This is a genomic window from Anabaena sp. UHCC 0451, from assembly GCF_034931405.1.
In the GTDB taxonomy this organism is placed as follows: Bacteria; Cyanobacteriota; Cyanobacteriia; order Cyanobacteriales; family Nostocaceae; genus RDYJ01.
In genome coordinates, this window is record NZ_JAYGHA010000039.1 from 22,189 (window position 1) to 44,990 (window position 22,802).

General features: G+C 36.8%; 24 protein-coding genes. 15 read left to right on the plus strand and 9 right to left on the minus strand.

What is annotated here, in order from left to right; all coding sequences use genetic code 11:
• Nucleotides 1-119: 119 nt before the first annotated feature.
• On the minus strand, nucleotides 120-1,976 hold the full coding sequence (locus VB694_RS22190; protein ID WP_323362507.1) for an NAD(P)H-quinone oxidoreductase subunit F: 1,857 nt from the start codon (nucleotides 1,974-1,976) through the stop codon (nucleotides 120-122).
• A gap of 659 nt (nucleotides 1,977-2,635) precedes the next feature.
• Between VB694_RS22190 and VB694_RS22195 the strand changes: the two genes are divergently transcribed.
• From VB694_RS22195 to VB694_RS22245, 11 genes are all read left to right on the plus strand, one after another.
• Nucleotides 2,636-2,944: a carbon dioxide-concentrating mechanism protein CcmK gene (locus VB694_RS22195; RefSeq protein WP_190891121.1), complete on the plus strand. Its 309-nt coding sequence runs from the start codon at nucleotides 2,636-2,638 to the stop codon at nucleotides 2,942-2,944.
• 87 nt (nucleotides 2,945-3,031) lie between these two features.
• Nucleotides 3,032-3,376, plus strand: a complete 345-nt coding sequence (locus VB694_RS22200) for a BMC domain-containing protein (protein ID WP_323362508.1) — start codon at nucleotides 3,032-3,034, stop codon at nucleotides 3,374-3,376.
• A 7-nt stretch (nucleotides 3,377-3,383) separates the two neighbouring features.
• Nucleotides 3,384-3,689 carry a EutN/CcmL family microcompartment protein gene (locus tag VB694_RS22205; RefSeq protein WP_323362509.1) on the plus strand — a complete coding sequence of 102 codons (306 nt, stop codon included), beginning with the start codon at nucleotides 3,384-3,386 and terminating at the stop codon, nucleotides 3,687-3,689.
• 95 nt (nucleotides 3,690-3,784) lie between these two features.
• The gene (locus VB694_RS22210; protein ID WP_323362510.1) at nucleotides 3,785-5,446 is read left to right on the plus strand and encodes a ribulose bisphosphate carboxylase small subunit; all 1,662 of its coding nucleotides are present in this window, start codon (nucleotides 3,785-3,787) and stop codon (nucleotides 5,444-5,446) included.
• A gap of 248 nt (nucleotides 5,447-5,694) precedes the next feature.
• On the plus strand, nucleotides 5,695-6,471 hold the full coding sequence (locus VB694_RS22215) for a transferase (protein ID WP_323362511.1): 777 nt from the start codon (nucleotides 5,695-5,697) through the stop codon (nucleotides 6,469-6,471).
• A 49-nt stretch (nucleotides 6,472-6,520) separates the two neighbouring features.
• Nucleotides 6,521-7,315, plus strand: a complete 795-nt coding sequence (locus tag VB694_RS22220; RefSeq protein ID WP_323362529.1) for a BMC domain-containing protein — start codon at nucleotides 6,521-6,523, stop codon at nucleotides 7,313-7,315.
• 256 nt (nucleotides 7,316-7,571) lie between these two features.
• Nucleotides 7,572-8,513, plus strand: coding sequence for a LysR family transcriptional regulator (locus tag VB694_RS22225; protein WP_323362512.1), 942 nt, complete (start codon nucleotides 7,572-7,574; stop codon nucleotides 8,511-8,513).
• A gap of 179 nt (nucleotides 8,514-8,692) precedes the next feature.
• Complete coding sequence (locus VB694_RS22230) at nucleotides 8,693-10,321, plus strand: mucoidy inhibitor MuiA family protein (protein WP_323362513.1); 1,629 nt, start codon at nucleotides 8,693-8,695, stop codon at nucleotides 10,319-10,321.
• A 119-nt stretch (nucleotides 10,322-10,440) separates the two neighbouring features.
• A complete protein-coding gene (locus tag VB694_RS22235; RefSeq protein ID WP_323362514.1) occupies nucleotides 10,441-11,670 on the plus strand; it encodes an AAA family ATPase in 1,230 nt (409 codons plus the stop codon).
• A gap of 19 nt (nucleotides 11,671-11,689) precedes the next feature.
• Nucleotides 11,690-12,739 (plus strand): hypothetical protein, encoded by a 1,050-nt coding sequence (locus tag VB694_RS22240; protein WP_323362515.1) that lies wholly within the window; start codon nucleotides 11,690-11,692, stop codon nucleotides 12,737-12,739.
• On the plus strand, nucleotides 12,736-14,334 hold the full coding sequence (locus VB694_RS22245) for a DUF262 domain-containing protein (RefSeq protein ID WP_323362516.1): 1,599 nt from the start codon (nucleotides 12,736-12,738) through the stop codon (nucleotides 14,332-14,334). Before VB694_RS22240 ends, VB694_RS22245 begins: the two co-directional genes overlap by 4 nt.
• 74 nt (nucleotides 14,335-14,408) lie before the next feature.
• Here VB694_RS22245 and VB694_RS22250 read toward each other — a convergent pair whose 3' ends face one another.
• The 4 genes from VB694_RS22250 to VB694_RS22265 form a co-directional block, all read right to left on the minus strand.
• Entirely contained in the window at nucleotides 14,409-14,852 is a 444-nt protein-coding gene (locus tag VB694_RS22250) for a DUF29 domain-containing protein (protein ID WP_323362517.1), read from the minus strand.
• 181 nt (nucleotides 14,853-15,033) lie between these two features.
• Complete coding sequence (locus tag VB694_RS22255; protein ID WP_323362518.1) at nucleotides 15,034-15,414, minus strand: type II toxin-antitoxin system VapC family toxin; 381 nt, start codon at nucleotides 15,412-15,414, stop codon at nucleotides 15,034-15,036.
• On the minus strand, nucleotides 15,411-15,662 hold the full coding sequence (locus VB694_RS22260; RefSeq protein WP_323362519.1) for an AbrB/MazE/SpoVT family DNA-binding domain-containing protein: 252 nt from the start codon (nucleotides 15,660-15,662) through the stop codon (nucleotides 15,411-15,413). Before VB694_RS22260 ends, VB694_RS22255 begins: the two co-directional genes overlap by 4 nt.
• A 164-nt stretch (nucleotides 15,663-15,826) precedes the next feature.
• Nucleotides 15,827-16,027 (minus strand): hypothetical protein, encoded by a 201-nt coding sequence (locus tag VB694_RS22265; RefSeq protein ID WP_323362520.1) that lies wholly within the window; start codon nucleotides 16,025-16,027, stop codon nucleotides 15,827-15,829.
• A 114-nt stretch (nucleotides 16,028-16,141) separates the two neighbouring features.
• Between VB694_RS22265 and mnmE the strand changes: the two genes are divergently transcribed.
• A complete protein-coding gene (gene mnmE, locus VB694_RS22270) occupies nucleotides 16,142-17,566 on the plus strand; it encodes a tRNA uridine-5-carboxymethylaminomethyl(34) synthesis GTPase MnmE (protein ID WP_323362521.1) in 1,425 nt (474 codons plus the stop codon).
• A 74-nt stretch (nucleotides 17,567-17,640) separates the two neighbouring features.
• Here the strand turns inward: mnmE and VB694_RS22275 are convergent, their stop codons facing one another.
• The 3 genes from VB694_RS22275 to VB694_RS22285 form a co-directional block, all read right to left on the minus strand.
• Nucleotides 17,641-18,072: a PIN domain-containing protein gene (locus VB694_RS22275; protein WP_323362522.1), complete on the minus strand. Its 432-nt coding sequence runs from the start codon at nucleotides 18,070-18,072 to the stop codon at nucleotides 17,641-17,643.
• A gap of 11 nt (nucleotides 18,073-18,083) precedes the next feature.
• The gene (locus VB694_RS22280; protein WP_323362523.1) at nucleotides 18,084-18,308 is read right to left on the minus strand and encodes a hypothetical protein; all 225 of its coding nucleotides are present in this window, start codon (nucleotides 18,306-18,308) and stop codon (nucleotides 18,084-18,086) included.
• Between the two features lie 276 nt (nucleotides 18,309-18,584).
• Nucleotides 18,585-19,922, minus strand: coding sequence for a serine/threonine-protein kinase (locus VB694_RS22285; protein ID WP_323362524.1), 1,338 nt, complete (start codon nucleotides 19,920-19,922; stop codon nucleotides 18,585-18,587).
• A gap of 336 nt (nucleotides 19,923-20,258) precedes the next feature.
• Here VB694_RS22285 and purT point away from each other — a divergent pair, with 336 nt between their 5' ends.
• A complete protein-coding gene (purT, locus tag VB694_RS22290) occupies nucleotides 20,259-21,428 on the plus strand; it encodes a formate-dependent phosphoribosylglycinamide formyltransferase (RefSeq protein ID WP_323362525.1) in 1,170 nt (389 codons plus the stop codon).
• Nucleotides 21,429-21,630: 202 nt separating this feature from the next.
• Complete coding sequence (locus tag VB694_RS22295) at nucleotides 21,631-22,002, plus strand: hypothetical protein (RefSeq protein WP_323362530.1); 372 nt, start codon at nucleotides 21,631-21,633, stop codon at nucleotides 22,000-22,002.
• 43 nt (nucleotides 22,003-22,045) lie between these two features.
• Here VB694_RS22295 and VB694_RS22300 read toward each other — a convergent pair whose 3' ends face one another.
• A complete protein-coding gene (locus tag VB694_RS22300; RefSeq protein ID WP_323362526.1) occupies nucleotides 22,046-22,171 on the minus strand; it encodes a hypothetical protein in 126 nt (41 codons plus the stop codon).
• A gap of 158 nt (nucleotides 22,172-22,329) precedes the next feature.
• Here VB694_RS22300 and VB694_RS22305 point away from each other — a divergent pair.
• Nucleotides 22,330-22,802, plus strand: a 473-nt coding sequence (locus tag VB694_RS22305; RefSeq protein ID WP_323362527.1) for an ISAs1 family transposase, incomplete at its 3' end; no start/stop codon positions are given.

The window sequence follows — 22,802 nt, forward strand, 5'->3', positions numbered from 1 at the left end:
CATTGGTCATTGGTCATTGGTCATTGGTCATTGGTCATTGGTCATTGGGTAATTAATCTTCCCCTGCTTCCCTTGCCCCTGTCACCTGTCACCTGTCACCTGTCACCTGTCACCTGTTCTTAAAAAGGCAATTTATCCAGTAAACCTAATGACCAGCTAATGAAGAAACCAAGGACGCTGATCACTACGAGAATGGTTAACATATAGGCTTGGGATTGACCGGAAATACTGTATTTTAAACTTTGTCCGCCGAAAATAGCTGCAAAGCCGACTAAGTTAACTAAACCATCGACTAAATAGCGATCGCACCAAGCGGATATCTTCGATAATAATGCTACAGCACTAACTATGGTGAGGCGATAAACTCTGTCAATGTAAAAATCATAACCCAGCAAATCTTGAACAAATCTCCAACCTAGAATTGTGGATCTTGACCAACCTTTGTGCAGGTAAATTGTTGAGCCAATACTCACCCCTAATATGGTAGAAGCTAACAAAGACAGGGTTATGTACCAATCAATACTTTCCCAGTCTGGTAGTAAGTACCATTGCTGAAGCATCAGCGGTAATAATAGGGTCAATATAGTTAAAGTCACCATTGGGAAAGCCATTTGCCAACCAACTTCTGGGGCGCGGCGCGTTTTCTGTTGTGGTTCTCCCCAGAAAATCAATCGAAAAACCCTGGTTAAATTCAAGGCTGTCAAGCCATTAACTAATACTAAAACTGCAATTACCCAAGGGCTAACTTTCACTAAGCCATCAGCCCAAGCCAACATTGCCCAAAAGCTGCCTAGTGGTAGTAGTGTCACCATCCCTGCTGAACCAACCACAAAGGCTGTAGTTGTAGCTGGCATCCGTGACCACAAACCACCCATTTCTGTCAAGTCTTGACTTTGGGTAGTATATATGATAGAACCAGAACTCATAAATAATAAAGCTTTGGCGATCGCATGAGTTAACAGCAACATCAAGGCCACACCACCTTGTTCTAAACCCACTGCCAAAAACACTAATCCCATATAGGCACTGGTGGAATGAGATAAAGCTCGTTTAATATCAATCTGAGCTAGTGATACTAATGTTGCTCCCACCGCAGTTACTGTACCCATAACTACCAAAGCATTCAGCGCCACTGGGGATAGGGCTAATATTGGTTGAATTTTGTACAATACATAAGCCCCACCACCCACTACCAAGGAGTTTCGCATTACTGAAGCGGGGTTTGGTCCTTCCATCGCCTCATCTAACCACAAATGTAGGGGAAACTGAGCGCACTTACCAGCAGGACCAGCAATCAAAGCTATACCTAGTAATGTAGATGTTAATGGGCTTAAATTGGCACTTTGCACCCACTCATACAAGTCGGAAAAGTTCAAACTACCAGCTTGGGTAGAAAGGGCAACTACACCCATCAACAATAATAAATCTCCCACCCGCTTGGTTAAAAACGCATCTCGCGCTGCCGTGACTACCAGTGGTTGAGCATACCAAAAACCAACTAGCAAGTAAGTGGAAAGAGTTAGGACTTCCAATAAAGCATAACTTAAAAACAAAGAATCACTGATCGCTAAACCAGTCAGGGCGGCTTCAAAAAATCCCAGTAACCCAAAAAACCTGGCTAAAGACCAGTCTTTTTCCATGTAACCCAAGGCATAAATTTGGGCTAATAGACTTAATCCTGTGATCAAAACTATTGCCCCAATACTCACGGGTGATAGTTCTAAAGCAAAGGTTAACTTAAAATCTGCTGCTTGAAACCAAGTAATTACTAAGATTTCTGGATCTCGATTCCAGATATCTTGAAATACGAATAAGCTATGGATAAAAGCCAATAAGGTCGCCAATAAATTCAAGTAGGCCGCAGGTCTAGGTCCCGTACTTTGAATTAATCCTATACCCCACGGCAATGTTAAAATTGCACCGAGTAAACTATAAAAAGGTACGAACCAACTTGTAAAAAATAGAAACTCATTCATTTAAATTTTCCTTGACGACTTAAACTTTAGTTTCTTAAACAGTTTGAAAAAATCCTGCGCTTTTAAAAAAGTTAACTTTGAAAAAAAATCAAAACTTTCTTAAATATTTTTCAAATAAACTTGACCACGTCTTTTACTTTAACATTCGCTATTAAATGGCAGTTAAATATAACTTTACATAGTTAAAAGCATTTACTAATATTTACAAATTCTCTGCTTGTCAATTTGTATTTCTACTATGAACAAAGAATTTTATCAGTTGTATTTAAGAAACTTATATATTTTTCATTGAATCCATAAGCAAATACCAAAAATTGAGGAAAGACTGAGACGGTAGAATATACAGCCTGTGGTCAATCCTGACCAGATATAGTTAGCCCTGGTTATGAATGAGATTTTCTAAATCTAATTAAAGAAATTATAAAGCATAAGTGGCTACTCTAGGAAACCGTGAACTTTGATCAAATTTAGGAGTGTATTAAGTTTTGTTAAGTTTTCTAAAACTTTTTTATTACAAACTATTATAGTAATTTATGTTGCCAGGGATGCCAAGGTTTCATATCCTTAATTTTAGAAGTATTTTCTTCGCTCAAGATCAGCATCCCCGTCAAAAATTTCCACCCATAGTACAGATTGATTAAATTTTTAGGAGTTCTGCGATGCCAATTGCAGTTGGAATGATTGAGACTAAAGGCTTTCCGGCAGTAGTAGAAGCTGCTGATGCGATGGTGAAAGCAGCCCGTGTAACTTTAGTAGGATATGAAAAAATCGGTAGTGCGCGTGTTACCGTGATTGTCCGGGGTGATGTATCTGAAGTCCAAGCTTCAGTAGCCGCCGGAGTAGAAGCAGCTAAAAGAGTAAATGGTGGTGAAGTATTATCAACTCACATCATTGCTCGTCCCCACGAAAACCTAGAATATGTGTTACCGATTCGGTATACAGAAGCGGTAGAACAGTTCCGCACTTAAAAGCTTTTAAACAAAGTGATTAACGGGGTTGCTTGCTTGAGTAGAAATATTTGCCTGTCGTAAAAATTGATTTAAGGACTTAAAATAATGTCAATTGCAGTAGGAATGGTTGAGACACTGGGCTTTCCAGCAGTAGTAGAAGCTGCGGATGCGATGGTAAAAGCTGCTCGCGTTACCTTAGTAGGCTATGAAAAAATTGGTAGTGGTCGTGTGACTGTCATTGTTCGCGGCGACGTTTCCGAAGTACAAGCTTCAGTAGCGGCTGGAGTTGACAATGTGAAGCGAGTTAATGGTGGACAAGTGCTGTCTACTCACATCATTGCTCGTCCTCACGAAAACTTGGAATACGTTCTCCCCATTCGTTATACAGAAGATGTAGAACAATTCCGGGAAAGTACAAACGCAATTCGTCCTTTCGGTAGAAGACCATAATCTTAGAATGCAAATTGCCAAAGTTCGTGGCACAGTAGTTAGCACCATACAAGATCCTAGTCTGAGGGGTGTAAAACTGCTGATGTTGCAATTAGTAGATGAAAACGGCAATCTCCTACCTAAATATGAGGTAGCATCTGATAATAGCGTAGGAGCAGGCATAGATGAGTGGGTACTTGTTAGCTGTGGTAGTGCAGCTCGTCAAGTTCCTGGCAATGAAAAACGCCCAGTAGATGCCGCCGTGGTGGCGATTATTGATACTATTTACGTAGAAGATCGCCTCATTTACAGCAAAAAAGACCAATATAGATAGTCATTAGTCATTAGTCATTAGTCATTAGTTTTTGATAACACTGACAACTGGCAACTGACAACTGACAAAAAGCTTATTTCAGGAGGAATCTCGCGATGGCAGTCCGCAACACGGCGGCCCCCCCAACCCCGTGGTCAAGGAGTTTAGCTGAACCCGATATCCATCAAACCGCTTATGTACATTCTTCTTGTAATCTCATTGGGGATGTACACCTGGGTCAGAATGTGATAATTGCTCCAGGAACTTCGATTAGAGCAGATGAAGGAACACCTTTTTCTATTGGTGAAAATACTAATATTCAAGATGGTGTAGTCATTCATGGGTTGGAGCAAGGCCGAGTAATTGGTGATGATGGCAAAGAATACTCGGTATGGATTGGTAAAAGTGCTTCTATTACCCACATGGCGCTGATTCATGGGCCAGCTTATGTTGGGGAAAGTTGCTTTATTGGTTTTCGCTCCACCGTCTTTAATGCCAGAGTAGGAGCAGGGTGCATCGTCATGATGCACGCATTAATACAAGATGTAGAAATTCCACCAGGTAAATACGTAGCTTCTGGCTCGATAATTACTACACAGCAGCAAGCTGATCGATTGCCAGATGTACAAGCTCAGGATCAGCAATTTGCTCACCACGTTGTGGGGATTAATCAGGCTTTGCGGACTGGTTATCGCTGTGCGGAAGATCTTAAGTGTATTGCCCCGATTCGGGATGAGATTAATCTTTCCGGGGCTAAATCTTATACAAGTATTGTTGTTGACGAATTAGAAAGGAGTAGTGAAGTGGCGAGCAAATTGGGTGCAGAAACAGTAGAACACGTGCGTTATTTACTGAATCAAGGGTATAAAATTGGTACTGAACACGTTGATCAAAGACGTTTCCGTACAGGTTCTTGGCAAAGTTGCCAGCCAATTGAACCCAGGTCTTTAGGGGAAGCAATCTCCGCACTAGAATCTTGTCTAACAGACCACAGTGGCGAGTACGTGCGTTTGTTTGGCATTGACAATGGTAGAAAACGGGTATTAGAAACCATCATTCAACGTCCCGATGGCGTAGTCGCCAGTACATCCGGTTTTAAAGCTCCTGCTGCTGGATCTTACAGAAGCTACAACGGTAACGGTAACAGTAACGGTAACGGTGCAGTTGCCAGTGGTAGCCTGAGCGACGAAACTATCAACCAAATTCGCCAACTTTTGGCGAATGGTTACAAAATTGGTACAGAACACGTAAATGAGCGTCGTTTCCGTACAGGTACATGGGAAAGTTGCGAACCCATTGAAACCACTTCTGCAAATGCAGTAGTTACTGCTTTGGAAGAATGTATGGTCAATCATCAAGGCGAATATGTACGGTTAATTGGTATTGATAGCAAAGCCAAACGTCGCATATTAGAAACCATTATTCAACGTCCTAACGGTCAAGTAGCAGTATCTTCTGGTAGTGCAAAAACAGCAGTAGCTTCATACAGTGGTGGAACAGCAACAGCAACCAGTACCCGTTTGAGTGCAGAAGTAGTGGACCAACTGAGACAGTTGTTAACAGGTGGGTTTAAGATTAGCGTTGAACACGTAGACCAACGTCGTTTCCGTACAGGGACTTGGGCCAGCTGTGGTCAAATTCAGGCTACATCAGAAAGAGAAGCGATCGCCGCCTTAGAAGCTATCATTTCTGAATATGCAGGTGAATACGTGCGTTTAATTGGAATCGACCCCGCAGCGAAACGCCGCGTGTTGGAAGCAATTATCCAACGTCCATAATTTAGGTGACAGGTGACAGGTGACAGGTGACAGGTGACAGGTGACAGGTGACAGGTGACAGTGAAAAGGAAAGGAAAGGAAAGGGAGCAGAGGAGCAGAGGAGCAGAGGAGCAAATTTTTCCCCAGTTCCCAGTTCCCAGTCCCCAATCCCCAATCCCCAATCCCCAATCCCCAGTCCCCAGTCCCCAGTCCCCATATAAACTTAACTTTCAATACTCATTCTTCCGGCTTCCGAGGTAATAAATTCCATGTCTGTGCCGTTGCTTCGCCTCAGCGACAGATTTGATTCTTATATTAGTGGTGAGGTGAATATTCATCCTAGCGCGGTGATAGCACCAGGGGTGATACTCCAAGCAGCTACCAACAGTAAAATAATTATTGGACCTGGAGTCTGTGTTGGCATGGGGTCAATTCTCCAGGTTAATGAAGGTATCCTAGAAATAGAAGCTGGAGCAAACCTGGGAGCCGGCTTTTTGATGATTGGTCAAGGCAAAATTGGAGCTAGTGCTTGTATTGGTGCAGCTACGACAGTATTTAACTGTTCTGTTGCACCTCAGCAAGTTGTAGCACCAGGTTCGATTTTGGGAGACAGTAGTCGGCAAATTGATGAAAATCAACCGGAAGTAACAACTTCCGCAAATACCACTTCTGCAAATCCCCCAGAAACACAACCAGAGGAAAAGGTAAGTAATTATACTAAATTTTCTGCTGCTGCATTTGTAGATTTCCAACAAAAATCTACTTCCGTATCTTCTCCTTCTCCTATCCCCAAAAGCCAGTCTCCTCCAGTGGCAGAAACCCTGCCAACACAGCAGGTTACTGACTCCACAGCAACAGAAACAAATCTCCCAGGTTCTCCAGAAACTAACTCTCAAGAATCCGAAACCAGTCCAGCGAACTCTGAAGCCCCTAATACTTTCGGGTCTCAGATATATGGACAAGGAAGCATTAACAGACTGTTAACCACATTGTTTCCCCATCGGCAATCCTTGAGCGACGAAAACTCTGACAATTTCTCAGAGTAAGTGTTAATTGTTAGTTGTCTTTCTTTGCGATTATCCTGGAGAATTTATGATGGAAACATCTAATCAACGCGCTCTTAGCACTATCCAGCCATCACGTCGCCGTCATCGAGACAACTTCAAGGATACTGCCTTGGGTTTAGTATCGACACTCAGTTTTCCGGCTATAGTTGGAACAGCTGACATGATGTTGAAATCTGCTGGAGTTCACCTAGTGGGTTACGAAAAAATTGGCAGTGGTCACTGTACAGCCATTGTCCGGGGTGGCATTGCTGATGTACGTCTGGCAGTAGCAGCTGGTGTTCAAACTGCTGAACAATTTGGTCAATTGGTTTCTAGCTTGGTGATTCCCAGACCTTATCCCAATCTTGATATTGTGCTGCCAATTACTACCCGTATCAGTAAATTAATGGAGGAAGGTAGTTACAGCCAACTGAGTAATCAAGCTATTGGCTTAGTGGAAACACGGGGTTTTCCGGCAATGGTAGGTGCTTGTGATGCCATGCTGAAATCTGCTCATGTTCATTTAGCAGCTTATGAAAAAATTGGTGCGGGTTTGTGTACGGCGATAATTCGCGGTTCTGTAGCTAATGTGGCCGTAGCTGTAGAAGCGGGAATGTTTGAAGCAGAACGTATTGGAGAATTGAACGCAGTGATGGTGATTCCTCGTCCCTTGGATGAAATGGAGTTAACTTTGCCTGTGGCTAGTTGTTGGATAGAAGAACGTGAAGCGTTAAACATACCCTTAAATATCAGGGATAAAATTGTCGATGCAGAAGCTGTAGAGTTGCCTGATTTGGCTCAATTGCCTGTAAAAGTGAAGGAAGAATTATGGATTGATGAATGATCAATAATCAATTATTTTCGACATTCAACATTCATTTGGGTAGGAGCAGGTATCTTTTGGAAATATCTTACTTTTTAGGATGTTTTGATGATCATAACTTCTCAATTCCATAAGTCCAATACTGCACTTCTGATAGCGAAGATAGACTTTTATCTATACTTAGACTCATAACTTAGTATGTGTGCCAATACATAATTTGTTAGTGTTAAGTGATACTAAATATATGTTTACGAATTGCTATTAGAGGAGAGTCACCTTGAACCAAGCGACATTGCACCAGTTGAAGGTGTTCGAGGCTGCTGCACGGCACGGTAGCTTTACTCGTGCTGCTGAAGAATTATTTCTCACCCAACCTACTGTGTCGATGCAAATCAAGCAACTGACAAAATCGGTAGGATTGCCATTATTTGAGCAGGTGGGGAAACGCCTATTTCTGACAGAAGCGGGACGAGAGTTATTTGCCACTTGTCGGCAGATTTTTGAGACCATAGCCCAATTTGAAATGACAGTGGCAGATTTGAAAGGGCTAAAGCAAGGTCAGTTACGACTGGCTGTGATTACTACAGCAAAATATATTATCCCGCGTTTATTGGGTCCATTTTGCCAGCTTTACCCTGGGATTGATATCTCCCTGCAAGTTACCAATCATGAAGGGATTTTGGAGCGGATGATTGGTAATTTGGACGACTTGTATATTATGAGTCAGGTTCCAGATCATGTAGATGTCAATTTAGAGCCTTTTTTAGAAAATCCTTTAGTAGTTTTTGCCCCAGTTAATCACCCTTTGGCAAAGGAAAAAAATATTCCTATAGAACGTTTGTCTGAGGAACCGTTTATTATGCGCGAACCTGGTTCTGGTACTCGTCGCGCTGTACAGTCTCTTTTTGACGAACATCAAGTCAAGGTGAAGGTAAAACTAGAATTAGGAAGTAATGAAGCGATTAAACAAGCAATAGCTGGAGGCTTAGGAATCTCAGTGTTGTCTCGTCATACCTTACTCACAGATGCTCATCAGTTCAGCATTTTGGATGTGCAGCATTTTCCGATTAAGCGCACTTGGTATATAGCTCACCCATCTGGCAAACAGTTGTCTATTGTAGCTCGTACTTATTATGAGTATCTGCTAGAAGCAGCAAGAAAAATTGTTGAACAGGATCTTTCACCTCTAAGTATTACGGTTGAGCGACTTCCAGAATAAAGTTGACATCTGAAAACTTCCTTCCTTCTTGACGGTGTAACTGCAAACCATTGACAATTAACCAACAGGACTATTAAACCAGTAAACAGTTATCACAGATCACGGTAGGAGATTTAGCCCCTATCGCTGAAATTGATAACTGATAACTGATAATTTTTAAACATGGTGGAAAACTGGCAATGGTGAATCAAGAAGTATCATCTTGGCGCAAAACAATACAAAGCCAGATTGTTGCTGTCACCGTCTATGGTGATAAAGCTTTAGTTACAAGACGGGGTGTAATATCCTTAACAGGAGATGAACGAGAGTTATTAATTACACCATTGCCTGTAACTCTGGAAACTGATTCTGTGCGGGTAAATGGCAATGGTACGGTGGGAGTGCGGTTACTGGGAGTCAGCAGCGATCGCATTTATACTACTGAACCTGTGGCGGATAGAGTAGCACAGTTGACGAGACAAATTCAGCAATTAGAAGCAGAAAAGCGCCATCTCCAAGCCCAAATAGATGCTTTGGCATTACAATCTAGTTTTATTAATGGTTTGAGTGACAAAACGGAAGAACCTTTTGCTCAAAGTTTGTCACGGAAAAACCTCAGTTTGAGTGAAACTTTGGATTTTCTCAACTTTATTGGTAGTCAGTATAGCGAATATGCGATCGCCTCTGGAGAATGTAAAACCCAACAGCAAGAATTAGAAAAACAATTACAACCTCTTCGCGCTACATTACAAAAAATCCAAACTCCTCATCCTAAAGAAAGTTTAAATGTAATTGTCGAAGTAGAAGTTGCTGGGGCTGGTGAATTTGAATTAGAAATTTCTTATGTGGTAAATCGTGCTAGTTGGAAACCCATTTATGATTTGCGGGTTGATAGTAAAAATAATCTTCTGCATTTAACCTATTTAGCAGAGGTTAATCAAACTACAGGGGAAGATTGGATAGATGTACCGCTGACTCTTTCTACAGCGAAACTAGGTTTAGGTTCGCTACCACCCAAATTAAAACCTTGGTATATTGATACTCCACGTATTCGCACTAACGATACTCTAAGTGTTCAGCGATCAATGTCTCCTCCACCTGCTATGGCAGTGCTTTTACCTGCTGCTGCTAGTATGCCAAAATCAGCAACAGAGGAGAATGAAGACAATTTGATTGATGCGGAAACAGTTGTTTCTGAAGTATCTAAACAAGGAAATGTTGTTACATTTAAATTGAATAGTAGTGGCAATATTCCTAGTGATGGAACACCTCATAAAACTACAATTTTTCAAGCTGATTATCCTTGTAATTTCAATTATGTGGGAATGCCACGATTAGTTAGTTTTGCTTATTTGCAAGCTATTGTAAAAAATAGTCCTGATGGTGCAACTTTATTACCAGGGAAAGCAAATATTTTTCGTGATACGATTTTTGTTGGTACAAGTCAATTAACGAATATTGCCCCAGGACAGGAATTTAAGATTAATTTGGGTATAGATGAAGGTTTAAAAATTGAACGTAATTTAATTGAACGTCAGGTTGATAAGAAATTGATGAGCAGTCAACGTAGAGTTACTTATGCTTATCGGGTGGTAGTTAGTAATTTGTTAAATCAAGCAGCAAATTTGAAGTTAACTGAACAATTACCAGTTAGTAAAAATGAACAAATTAAGGTGCGTTTAACTCGTTCTAATCCACAAATTCAATTAAGTGAAATGGGTATTTTGGAATGGGAGATTGTGCTTGCAGCGCACGAACAACAGGAGGTTTATTATCAGTTTACTGTTGAGCATCCACCGGAGTTAGCGGTTTTGGGTTTGGATATTTAGAAGATAATTCTACACGCACTTAATTAAAGATTCAGTTTCCATAAAAAGAGGGTTATCATATAAATGATGATTACTTATCATGTTTAAATTCGTTTAATTTGAAGGGTTTAATAAAAATTATGAAAGTAAAATCTATTTCCTTTGAAAATTACAAAGCATTTTATGAAAAACAGACAATGCAATTAAAACCAATTACTATTTTGATTGGTAAAAATAGTTCTGGTAAAAGTTCTATTGCTAAACTGTTTACGTTACTGGAAACTTCGCTCAAGGGAGATATAGATGAACCTCTGTTATTAAAAAATAACGGAGTGGAATTAGGTGCAGATTTTGATAATTTATTCCCTGATAATAATCCTGGAGGAATTAGTTTAAATTTTCAAATTATATTTGAGAATAATATACAAATAGAAGTTGGGTTACTAAAAAAAGTAAATGGTTATGGTTTAGATATTTTTAATTGGAAATATAAAGATAATAACCAGGAATTTGATTTACAAGATATGAATAATATGAACCCTTTTACTAAGGGATACATTAATGAGATTGATCAAAAATTTTATGAGTGCAAATTTAAAGGTTTTACACCCACTGAATTTATAAAAGAAGACACAAATGAAAATTTATCTGCAAACTTTACAATACCAAAAATTGATGTAGATTATATTGGACCTTTTAGAATTTTGCCTACAAGATGCTTTTCTTTACCTGGAAAAACGAAATTTAGAGATACAGGTATTACAGGTGAAAATGCTTATATAATGCTTGGAGTCAGTAAATTAGAGAAAAAAGATAATTTGTATCAGAAGGTGGGAGAGTGGTATAAGGAACATTTTGACGGTTGGGAATTGATAGTAGATGATACAAGTAAAAGACCTCTTATCCAAATTCTACTTTCTAAAAATGATACTGAAGTAAATATTATGGATGTGGGACAAGGAATGAACCAAGCATTACCTTTAGTTGTTCGTGCTAATGTTACTGATAGACCTGATTCAATAATTGTTTTAGAACAACCAGAATTACATTTACATCCTGCTGCACATGGTGATTTAGCTGAGTTATTTGCAAAGTCAGCAAAGGAAAATAATCAGACTTTTATTATTGAAACTCATTCTGAGAATATTATCTTGCGCTTGCGTAAGTTGATAGTTGAAAATGATTTTGGTTTCACCAAAGATGATTTAATAATTTACTGGATAGAAGATGCTGAATTGAAAGGTAAAGAACTACGGGAAATAACTGTTGAGGAGGATGGGGTTTTAACTGATTGGCCAGAAGGTGTTTTTACTGAAGGCATGAAAGAAATATTAGAAATGCAAAAAGCACTGAGAAGAAAAGAACAATAACTATAACCAGGATACCAATATGATCATATCTTTTAACCCTGCAATTTTTCAAACTCAAGACGATGATATGCAGTCTATTCTAGCTGATATCCTTATTGAGCTTCTTCAAGATAATCATTTTATAGATCCTAGCAGTATTGAAAGTATTTTTTTTGATAATGACAATAAATATATTTTTAATCAAAATAAAATTGCTCAATCTCATTTGTCAGACGCTAAAAGGCAAAATTTAAAAGATTATATTGAGAAGAAAATACATCAAAATATTACTAAATTGTATAGAAATCATCTTACTCATTTACCTATTGGAAATAATTCTGAAGAAATACACCCCAAGGATGCTTATAAAATTCTGACAGAGCGTTCTAAAATTATCGTAGAAAATGGAATTAATGATTGGAAATTTATTTTGGGTATCTGCCAAAAATATAGTAATAGTAAAATAAAGAGAAAATCTATTTATCAATTATTAAAGAAAGCAATTAGTCAGGAAATGATAGAACCTGATCATGCTGGTGGTATTGGGGATGTTATCAAAATTACAGAACGTTGGATAAATGCTGATCGCTATCATAATATTTATCAATATAAATTAATGGCTATTTTTGATAGTGATAAAGAAATTAGAAATGGTTTCAAAACACCTCATATAGACAAAATTGGATATTTTAAAAGAAAAGAAATTAAAAATATTCAACCCAGCAATTATGAATATGATGCTAACGACTTAATTATATGGCATATTCTATACAAGAGAAAAATAGAAAATTATATTCCTTTAGATATATTGTTTGATAAAGCTCCATTAATTACTCAAACACAGAAAAATGATTTACTTAGTAAAAGTGAAAGTGATCTAGATTTTATAGACTATAATAAGGACAATAACGATATAGGTCAAATAAATATCAAAGAGGAATTTCCAAAAATGTTTCTTGGTAATTTTTCTTACCATCTACTTGAAAAAAGATGTGAACATCACAAAGTGAGAATTGAATTACCTGATGGAACAATAGAGGAAATTTCCGAACTTGAACAAATTTTACTCAAAATAGTGAAAATAATATGAATAATAAAATAAGTGTAAAACCAGATATCATATTTATTGAAGACTTATTAAAAGATATAGCTAGTGGGGAATATAAAATACCTGTATTTCAAAGAGAATTTGTTTGGCAAACTTCTCAAATGCTTGAGTTATTTGATAGTATTTTGAAAGGCTATCCTATAGGAAGTTTATTATTTTGGAATACTCAAGGATATGAAACTAAAGATAAAATAGGACCTTATATTATTACAAAAAACAATAATAATAACACTAAATATATTTTAGATGGTTTTCAAAGGATATCAACATTGTTTGGCGCTTTAATTAATCCTAAAGATTTTCCTGAGAAGAATGAAGATGATGTAAATGATTTTTTGATTTATTTTGATATTAAAGAGAATAACTTTAGTAAAAAGACTAAAAAAGAGAATATTTTTTCAATACCCTTATACAAGGTTTATGACAATCGTGAATTATTTGATTTTGTTCGTCAGTTAGATAGAGAAAATATTACAGAAATTGAAAAAGAGCAATACATTGATAATCTTAGAAATTTACATGACATATTACATAAGTATAAATTACCTTATGTAGAGATAAAAGGAGGTGATATAAAAAGTGCTGTGGAAATTTTCTCAAGAGTAAATTCAACAGGAACAGAAATTTCTGAAGACTTTATGCTCTCAGCACTTAGCTATAATCAAGAAACAGGATTTTTACTGAGTGAATCAATTACTGAATTTTTAAATAGTCTCAATATTTATAATTTTGAAGACTTAAAAAGAGATATAATTTTAAACTGTATTGCTAATAATATTAATAATGTAGATGGTAAGATTTATTTTGATGTAAAGCTAGAAGAATTAAGATATCAAGCTGATTTAGAGTCATGTACAAATAATGCTTACAACTATATTAAGCAAGCAGTTGAGTTCCTATATAAAAGATTATTTGTAATAAATTTACGTTTATTACCATATCCTGCTCAATTAATTTTTATATCTGAGTATTTCAGACTAAATCTAAATCCTACATCTCAAGAATTACAATTGTTAGAAAATTGGTTTTGGATAACTACCTATTCTAATTATTTTACAATATATTCTTTAAGTCAACAAAGAAATGCTTATCAAGTTTTTTGTGAATTTGCACAAGGAAAACATCCTAATGGTATTTATCAGATAAATGATGATATAGAATTTACTACAGCTAAGTATCCCAGTAAATTAAATTTTACAGGAGTTAGACCAAAAGCATTACAATTATTTTATTTAAAATCAATTCTTGGTGATGATAAACCTCAAAATATGGAAGGAATAAAGGAAATTTTTATCTCTTCCAAAAAGGATAGAACTCCTGGTAATATCATTTTAAGATTATCCTCTGAATTTGATCAAGCACCTGATAAAAAGACATTAGATAACTTTATTAAAAATTCTGAACCTGATGTTTTAGAAAAGCACTTCATAACACTGAATATGGTTGTTGTATATGTGCGAGGTAAAATATATAATGATTATGATGATTATGATGATTTTATTTCTCAAAGAGATGAGTATTTAAAATCTAAAGAACGTGAATTTGTAGAAAGCTTTAATATTAAATATATAGATTAAATTCTGATAGATGAAGTTTTTTGTGGATTACTATTTGAGATACTTTTTTCATCTTTCATCCTTGCTACACTCAATCACGGCAGAAAATTTTGATCTAAGATTTGTTCTATAGTAAAAGGACAAGATGAAGGAAATGTAGAAACGGGTAAACCTGTTTCATCACTGGCTTCCATCACAGCACGAGGATAACATTGAGTAAGTAATTCCGCTAATTGAGGTTTCAAGCTAGGACTATCTTGTAATACTTCTTCAATTTCAAAACGATTGTTTCTAATAGTAATCTGCCAGCTTTTAGAACGCTTTTCAGGTTGATATTGCCATTTGAGCAAGTGCATGACAATTAATCTTAGATAGCTTCGCAAAGCTTTCTTTTCACTCCGTCCCAAAGTTTCAAGTTCCTCAATTAAATTGTCAATATCTATAGCTTGAAATTGATGCTCTCGCAATTTTTCTATCGTAGTTTTAAGCCACAGAGAATAATCTTGCTCGTATAATGTTACTTGAGTGTGAACTTTCATCGTTTTTTTATTTTTAATAGTGTAGCTTTTTCCAGACTTTGAGCTTATTCTACAATCATAATTTCATCTTTGAATTTACAGATAATTCCAGTAAGTTAGTGCAGTAGATGATCGCCTTTTGCGCTCCGCGCGATCGCTAATTTTGTACTAACGCACCACGCAGATAATGGATAAAACCCGCCTAACGAATAACACGCACATCTAAAGCCAGACCAAGGTTAGCCCAAACGCGATCAGTAGTCAAAACTGGAATCCCAAGCCTTAAACCCACACTCAGACAAGCCCTGTCCCCAAGAGATAGCCCATATTGACGGGTTTTTTGCCAAAGTTGTCCTGTAAGCAACCCATCCTCTGACGTAAATGGCTCTATTTTCATTCCCAAAGCGTCAAGATCATCACGCATTCCATCAACAAGTACACCAGCAGCGATCGCTTTCTGTACCACTTCAGCCCAATTCACACTAGAAATAACTGACTCCGCTAATACTGCTTCAACTGCTTCACCACCAGGTTCATCCTGCAAATAGGCCAGCAGAGCAGAAGCATCAAGAACCGCTTTCATGCAGTTTCCTCTCGGTTCGTTTCTTCACGACGTTCAGCTACCAACTCATCAGCCAGACTCATATCCTTTGGTAATTGCGAAAACCGGGCTTTGAGTCTGCGCTTAATAGTTTCCTGTTTTTCGAGAATCAGCCGACCTTCTTCAAGATGTGCAATTAATATGTCACCAGGCTCAAAACCAAGTGATTTCCTTAAAGATGCAGGAATTACTAACCGACCTTGAGAACTTAAATGGACTTCAACAAACATATATAGCTACTTTAGACATATTTATGATTTTTGTGCCACATTTTTATTATATATGCCACAAAGTAGTATTCGTGGCAATAGTGATTAGATACTGCCACTACAGATAATAATGAATAAGATGAAATTCGTGATTGTATGCTGCTAAGTTTCCAGAATTAGGTAATTTAAGAATCTTCAGGAAACACCCATTTTGGCGGTTCTGTCATTTTTTTCCGCAGTCTTTCTTCAGCCATCTCTAGCATTTGATCTAAAGAAGTTTCTTCAATAAACTTTGATGTTGCGGCTTTAAACTCAATATTAGGACATTTATCGCCTAAAACGCAACCATTAACGCAAGCTTCAGCGCAATTAATTGTCTGCTCCACAGTAAATTCCTCTCTCAAATACGGCGTTATTACCCTTTAGATAAATATTACTATTAAGTTGATAGGTCAGTTATCACTGTCACCTGTCACCTGTCACCTGTTACCTAAGCTCCCATGTCAGAATTATTAGCTCATACAGGAACGATCGCTGCTATCGCTACTGCTGTTGTCCCCCAACAAGGTAGTGTGGGTATTGTGCGGGTTTCTGGTGATCATGCAATGGCGATCGCAAAAACTCTATTTTTAGCACCGGGAAAACAAGTTTGGTCAAGTCACCGCATCCTTTATGGTTTTATCCGTCAACCCCAAACCAAGCAAATTATTGATGAAGCTTTATTATTAATTATGCAAGCTCCCCGTTCTTTTACCCGTGAAGATGTGGTAGAGTTCCATTGTCACGGGGGAATTATGGCTGTGCAACAGGTATTGCAACTATGTTTAGAAAATGGTGCAAGGTTAGCGCAACCGGGAGAGTTTACATTAAGAGCATTTTTAAATGGTAGATTGGATTTAACCCAAGCTGAAAGTATTGCAGACTTAGTTGGTGCAAAGTCTCCCCAAGCAGCACAAACAGCTTTAGCAGGTTTACGGGGAAAATTAGCCCAACCGATTAGAAATTTACGCTCTCAATGTTTAGATATTTTAGCAGAAATTGAAGCTAGAATTGATTTTGAGGAAGATTTACCACCGTTAGATCAACAAAGAATTATTAACGAAATTGATAAAATTAGTTTAGAAATTAGTAAATTATTAGCGACAAAAGATAAAGGTGAATTATTGCGAACTGGTTTAAAAGTTGCTATTGTTGGTCGTCCTAATGTGGGAAAATCGAGTTTATTAAATGCTTGGAGTCAGAGCGATCGCGCTATCGTTACGGACTTACCTGGTACAACCCGTGATGTGGTAGAATCCCAGTTGGTTGTGGGGGGAATACCTGTACAGGTTTTGGATACTGCGGGTATTAGGGAAACTGTAGATCAGGTTGAGAAAATAGGGGTAGAGCGATCGCGTCAAGCTACGAATAATGCTGATTTGGTGTTATTTACTATTGATGGTTCTGTGGGTTGGACAGATGCAGATCAAGAAATTTATGAACAAGTAAAACATCGTCCTTTAATATTAGTAATTAATAAGGTTGATTTGTTGGAAAATCAGGATTTAGGGAAGGAACGCACCGCAGAGACGCAGAGGACGCAGAGAATAGAAGATGATCAAGTTATTAGGAAGGTTGTGAAAACTGCTGCTGCTAAAAGTCAGGGTATTGATGATTTGGAAGCTGCAATTTTGGAAAGTGTGGAAGTTGGAAATGTGGAAGCTGCTAATATGGATTTAGCTATTAATCAAAGACAAGCAGCAGTTTTGACAAAAGCGAAGATTGATTTAGCACGGGTGCAAGAAACTATTAAAAATCAATTACCTTTGGATTTTTGGACTATTGATTTACGAGGTGCGATTTATGCGTTGGGAGAAATAACGGGTGAGGAGGTGACGGAATCTGTTTTAGATCGGATTTTTAGTAGGTTTTGTATTGGTAAGTAAGTTTAAGAAGTTAAAATACAATCAATCATATCCAATACTTAATATATGGGTTTAATCATCAAATAGAGAAAAACTTATTTCAAAGGGTTAATAAGAGTAAGTTTTTCATCAACAATTAAACCATCCTGCATATCTTCTGAATAGATAATGTTGACATTTGCTGCTAATGCACTACTAACAATTAAACCATCCCAAAAAGATAGACTATATTCGTTTCTCAACTGAGATGCTTTTTTAATAATAGAAGTTGTTATATTTATAACAATACATCTTGTTTCAAATTCTTCAATCAGTTGATAAATTTGTAATTCAGAAAATAAGGCTTTTCTTTTAAGTACAAAACAAACTTCGTTAATCACTTGTGTACTAACAAAAATTGTTGACAAGTTTGTTAACTCAATAGCAATTTTTCGTTTTCTAGCATCTTCCTGTGGTTTAGGATCTTGATCTGATAAAAAACGATACAACCAAATATTAGAATCTATAAAAACTTTTGGATTATTCATTGAATTATTGATTATTCTCTTTTATGAATTTCATCTCTTGTTAGTTTAGATAATCCTTTAACGCTAATAGGATTTTTTGCTAATTCATCCATTAAGCTATATTCTCGTTGAGGTTGATTTTGGAAACTAATTACAACTCTAATTTCACTTCCGTCAACTAAATTAGTTTGATATTCTTGAGGAATTTCAATAATACCTTGTTTAACTTTTGCATTGAATCTAACTGAATTAATCATTTATTTATCTCCATTTGATAAATTATGATAATAATATAATATCACAATTTGTGTATATTCTCAAGTCTTAATTAAATTTTGTTGTCTGAATTAGGATGTCCAGGATTTTAGGATTTACAGGATGTGATTGAATGATTGTTTTTTTGATGTTGAGGATTTTTCAGGATGTTTTTTGATGATTGTCTTTAAATGATTATAAACTATCTAAAAATTACTATCCTGTTCATCCTTTAATCCTGGTTATCCTGATTCAGATTTAATAATTTTCTGTAATCTTTAAATGTTACAATGTACAAGTCTCGACGCGAGAGAAGACAACCCAACCACCTTACAAATCAAAATATCATAACCCCACCCCTTCCACCCTAGTTTCCCCCTCTCAATAAACGGGAGGTGGCCTTTTGGTGCTTTTATATCAAAAGTAATATCACTGTAGTACAACCAGGTGCCTCCTTTTCTCCATCCTACCTTGTCCCCGAACTTCTCCCAGATTTCTCGGTTATATTCTCTTGTTCCACCATAACCTTGATAAATCCTTTTCTGAACGGAAAAACCAAACATACCATCACTGTATTTTACCCACAACTGATCAATGGTGCGGAGGTCTGCACAGGGAAAATTATCAATGTGTTCTACTTCTAACCAACCTTCTTCTTCCCGTTTCACAACCGCTAACATTACCCTTGCTGTTTCCTCATCCGCTTTTTTCCATTTTCCAGCTTTGAGTAAATCACGCAGTTTTCTATAATCCATTCCTACTGCTGATTTTAATTCTACCTCATTACCATTATTCCCACTACTTAAACCAGCCAATAAACCCACCCATTCCTTCATACTTTGCGGACGGTTTATAGGTTCTAATTCTAAACCTTTAACAATTGCTTGATTTAACCTATCACTAATTCTTGAATTTAATTCCTTCGGTTCTATTAAAGTCCGATTATTTAGCTTCCTCGCTAAAGATGCAATGGGGGTATCTCCAGTCACCAAATAAAACAAAGAAGCAGCTAACGTATAAACATCTATAGTTGCTGATTTTTCCGTTTCTAACATTTGTTCCCAAGGTGCAAAAGCTAAATTAGCAGCTTGGTTAATACTTTGACTATTCACATTTCCCGCTAAACCAAAATCTATTAAAATTACAGTATTACTATTTTCTCTTAATATCATATTTCCAGGATGTGCGTCCCGGTGAATAATGCTATTGTGATGACAAATAGATAAAGCGTCAGCAATTTGCTTAATATAATCAATAGCGGTTGATTCTGATAAAATACCCTTATCTTGCACTAAATGATATAAATTTTCACCCTTCACAAAATCCATCACCAAACATGGTAAATTATCCTCTTCAAAAAAATCTATAATTCTGACAATATTGGGATGATGAAATTGGGTAATATGGGCTAATCTTCTTCCTTCCTTGCGAAAACCTTCCACAAATTTAGGATAATTAGCATCTCTACACAAACGACTATTAGGAGTTTTTATAACAATGGGAAAATTCAAATCTTGATGTTTAGCTTTATAAGTAACACCAAAACCTCCAACACCAATTTCTGTTTCTATGATGTATTGGGGACGTTTTTTTAATGCTTTTCCTGGTTGTAGCATAGATCAGGATCATGATTAAGTATGTCGGTAATTATAACATACTGCATAAGTATTAACACGATCAACAATCAATAACATCCTGTAAATCCTAAAAACCTGGTTATCTCAGATCCCCGACTTCTTTTGTTAATCTTCTCATGTCACAGATAAATTATCTCAGAAGTCGGGGATCTTTGACTACACAAACAATCTAAAAATTACTATCCTGTAAATCCTTAAATCCTGGACATCCTGATTCTGACAATTAAAAAATTCAAATCCCCTCTCAAAAATTGTGTATCTAAATAGTTTATTATCTTAAAAGATCAAAATATCAAAACCGACCAAGTTTAACTCATGAAAAAATCACTGCAACTACCCCAAAAACTCATGTTACTCGGTTCAGGAGAACTAGGAAAAGAATTTGTCATTGCTGCACAACGCTTAGGTAATTATGTAATTGCAGTTGATCGTTATGCAAACGCTCCCGCAATGCAAGTTGCTGACTGTTCAGAAGTCATTTCTATGCTCAGTGCAGATGATTTAGAAGCGGTAGTTAGTAAACACAAACCTGATTTTATTATCCCAGAAATCGAAGCCATTAGAACCGAAAAATTACAAGAATTTGAACAAAGAGGAATCACAGTTATTCCCACCGCAGCAGCAACTAATTACACGATGAACCGTGATAGAATTAGGGAATTAGCACATAAACAATTAGGAATCAGAACTGCTAAATATGGTTATGCAGTCAGCTTAGAAGAATTGATTGCTATTTCTGAAGAAATCGGATTTCCTAATGTTGTTAAACCTGTAATGTCATCATCAGGAAAAGGTCAATCTGTAGTTAATGATAGAACAGAAGTAGAAACAGCTTGGAATTATGCAATTTCTAATTCTAGAGGTGATAGTCAAAAAGTCATAGTTGAAGAATTTATCAATTTTGAAATTGAAATTACCTTACTTACTATTAAACAATGGGATGCAGAAACTATTTTCTGTCCTCCCATTGGACACAGACAAGAAAGAGGAGATTATCAAGAATCTTGGCAACCTGCTGGTATTTCTGATGATAAAATATTAGCTGCTCAAGAAATCGCTAAAAAGGTAACTAATGCTTTAGGAGGTGCAGGAATTTTCGGTGTTGAATTTTTTATAACTAAAGATGAAGTCATCTTTTCTGAACTTTCACCCCGTCCCCATGATACAGGTATGGTAACATTAATTTCCCAGAATTTAAACGAATTTGAATTACATCTGCGAGCAATTTTAGGTTTACCTATTCCCAATATTGAACAACTAGGATATTCTGCAAGTGCAGTAATTTTAGCTTCAGAAAAATCTGATTCAATTGCTTTTACTGGTGTTGCAGATGCGTTAGCAGAAAAAGATGTAGATATTAAGTTATTTGGTAAACCAACTGCTCATCCTTATCGACGCATGGGAGTTGCTTTAGCAAAAGGTGCTGACGAGAAAGAAGCAAGGGAAAAAGCCACAAAAGCAGCAAGTAAAGTTAAATTGGTTTAAATATGTTTAAATATGGTGAGTGCTTCAGCACTCACTACAAACCTTAAATAATTGAGCATGACTATAGACTTTTTTGTCATTTGTGGTTAAGATACACTAAATCGATAGGAATACTGTATTTATGAATAAATTACCTGAAACAAGTCAAAGCTTTGACACCACTTTAGAGAAAAAAGAGCAAACCCTTGTAACCAAACCAAGCATGAATATGTGGAAGAAGTTAAGAGGTGGATTTTTTATTGTTTTGGGATACTTTCTTTCTCCCCTATGTTGGTGGAATGATTTATTATTTAATCTACCAATTGCCTACTCTTTTGGATATTTATGCAGTTTTTTGTCACCTAAATTACTTTTTCCTTGTACAATTATTGGCTACTGGCTCTCAAATATTATCGGTATTCTCATGATGCAATTTGGCTCAGGGGATATTTTTCAAAAAGAACCTAAAGAGCGTAACCTGAAAAGAGAGTTATTCAATACTTTAGTTTCTTCAACTGTTTATACATTAGTGATTATGTTGCTGATTCAGTTTAAAGTTATTGATACACCTCTATCAATTCTCAATCATTCTTAAATCAAGAATAAGATAGCCAAATTATTGGAAAATTCGGATATCTTTAATTTTCACTAGCTGTAATTAACTGCTGAATATCCCAGAATTTCAAACTGTCTTTACCCATGATTAATGGTAATTTTCCATTCCATTTTTCTACAGCTTGCTTTTGTAATAATTCTGGTGTCAAGATATTTTTGAATAAGATTAGAGACTCAGCTTCACCCCAGGGTTAGCGCATCTCAAACCCTATTGACAAGGGGATTTATTAGATATGTGGGAGGATGTTCAAGTGACACAACTCAAGGTAGGTTAAAAGATAACCCATCTAGCCATTGTATCTAAGTAATGTCAATAGGATTTAAGAAGAAGTGCAAAACCAGAAAATCTGTTACACCCAGTGTAGACAGTAAAGAGATTACCAGCAACTTTCTGCAACACTTTACAGGAATAAAAGACCCTAGAGTGGAAAGGACTCGATGGCATTTACTCACGGATATTATCACTATTTCCTTGTTGGCAGTCATAGCGGGCGCAGAAGGCTGGGAAGATATTGAAGAGTATGGACTAAGTAAAAAAGAGTGGTTAGAGACATTTTTAGAACTACCAGAAGGAATACTCAGCCCAGATACATTCAGAAGAGTATTTGAGAGAATAAACCCCAAAGAATTTGAGCAATGTTTTCGGAATTGGGTGCAATCATTAGTGGAGAAATTGGGTGTAGAAGTAGTTGCTATAGATGGTAAAACTCATCGGGGGTCATATGACCGAGAATCGAAACTGAAAGCCTTGCATACAGTGAGTGCCTGGGCTTGTGAAAA